Source organism: Thiohalocapsa sp., from assembly GCF_019695415.1.
Lineage (GTDB): Bacteria > Pseudomonadota > Gammaproteobacteria > Chromatiales > Chromatiaceae > Thiohalocapsa.
Map to the genome: position 1 here is coordinate 1 of NZ_JAIFKJ010000018.1, position 1,979 is coordinate 1,979.

The following is a 1,979-nucleotide window of genomic DNA, read 5'->3' on the forward strand; positions in this document are numbered from 1 at the left end:
AAGGGAGCCATTGCCTTCGATGGTGGCGTGGTCTAGCGTTCGGGGCATGTACATCCGCCGCACCCACACGCGCAACACCGCCACCGGCGAGCGCTACTACACCTATCGATTGGTGCGCTCGCAGCGCGTCGCCGGGAAGGTCCGGCAAGTCACGTTGTTGAATCTGGGTCGGCATTTCGCGATACCGCAGGCGGATTGGCCGACGTTGTGCGCGCGCCTGGAGGAGATCCTCAGCGGCCAGGAGGCGTTGCTCGGCGGCTGCGGCTCGCTGCTGATCGAGCGCGAGGCGCAACGCATAGCGGCGCAGTTGTTGGCACGCGCGGAGGCGCCGGGATCCGAGCCGGCGCCCGGCGCGCAGACGCTCGCCGAGGTGCACAGCGTCGAGATCGATTCCCTGACGCTCGCGCGCCCGCGCACCGTGGGGGTGGAGGCGCTCGGACTGTGGGCGATGGCGCAGGTGGACTTCATCGCCCTGCTGGAACGGTTGGGACTGAGCGGGCCGCAACGGGCCGCCATCGTGGGCGTGATCGTGGGACGCATGGCCGCGCCGGGCTCGGAGCTGGCCACGCAGCGGTGGCTGTGCGAGCGCAGTGCCTTGGGCGAGCTGCTCGAGGTGGACTTCGAGGTCATGAGCCTCATGCAGCTCTACCGAGCCGCCGATGTGCTCATGCGCCATCGCGAGGTGCTGGAGCAGGCCGTCTTCGCCCGCGTGAGCGAGCTGTTCGGGCTCGACTGGACGGTGACGCTGTACGATTTGACCAATACCTACTTCGAGGGCGAGGCGCCGAGCAACCCCAAGGCCCGGCGCGGGCACTCCAAGGAGAAGCGCAGCGACTGTGCGCTGCTCACCTTGGGGCTGGTGCTCGACGGCAGCGGCTTCGTGCGCCGCTCGCAGGTGTTCGACGGCAACGTGGTCGAAGGCGACACCTTGGCCGAGATGCTCCAAGGGTTGGGGGCGCCGGCGGGGGCCTTGGTGGTGATGGATCGGGGTATCGCCACTGAAGAAAATGTCGCTTGGCTCGGCGAGCAGGGCTACCGCTATCTGGTGGTCAGCCGCGAGCGCCGGCGCCGGTTCGAGGCGAGCGACGCGATGGACCTGCTCACGGCCGGCGGTGAGCGCGTCGCCGTGCAGCGGGTCGAGGATACCGATGCCGGGGAGGTGCGCCTGTACTGTTACTCCGAGTCGCGCGCACGCAAGGAGGCAGGCATCAGCGCGCGCTTCGCTCAGCGCTTCGAGGCGGCGCTGCAAGCCATGCACGAGGGCCTGAGCCGCCCGCGCACCACCAAGCGGATCGACAAGCTTTGGGAGCGCATCGGCCGGTTGAAGGAACGCAGCCATGGCGCCGGACAGCACTACCATATCGAGATCGTTGCCGACGCCAACGGCAAGCAGGCGCAGGCGATCCGCTGGGAGCGCCGGCCCGTGGCGGGGACCATGGACACCCACCCCGGAGTCTACTGCCTGCGCACCAATGAGCTCGGCTGGGACGGCGAGCAACTGTGGCGGACCTACATCATGCTCACCGACCTCGAGGCGGTGTTCCGCTCCTTCAAATCGGAGCTGGGACTGCGCCCGATCTTCCACCACAAGGAAGCCCGCGCCGATGGACACCTGTTCATCACCGTGCTCGCCTACCAGTTCGTGCAATTGATCCGCCGGCGCCTGCACGCGCAAGACATCCACGAGAGCTGGAAACGCCTGCGCGAAACACTCAACGGCCAAGTCCGCGTGACCGCGACCTTCCGCCGCCCCGATGGCCGTGCACTGCATGTGCGCAAGACCACGCAGGCCGAGCCCGAGCAGTACCGCATCTACCAGGCCCTTGGCATCGACCCCAGTCCCGGCGGCGTACGCAAGATGCTCGCCTGAGTCGCCAAACAGCAAAGAATCTCGCGTTTGTAGTGCCACTCGCCGCTTTTCTTCAAAGCAACTCTATGAACCGGAAGGGATTGCGGGCATACCCGTTAAACTTGGGCTA

At 67.0% G+C, this 1,979-nt stretch carries 1 protein-coding gene; it reads left to right on the forward strand.

Annotated elements, in window-relative coordinates:
* Positions 1–1,870 (forward strand): IS1634 family transposase (locus tag I6U14_RS00235; RefSeq protein WP_296895899.1); only part of this gene is annotated, 1,870 nt, incomplete at its 5' end.
* Positions 1,871–1,979 lie beyond the last annotated feature (109 nt).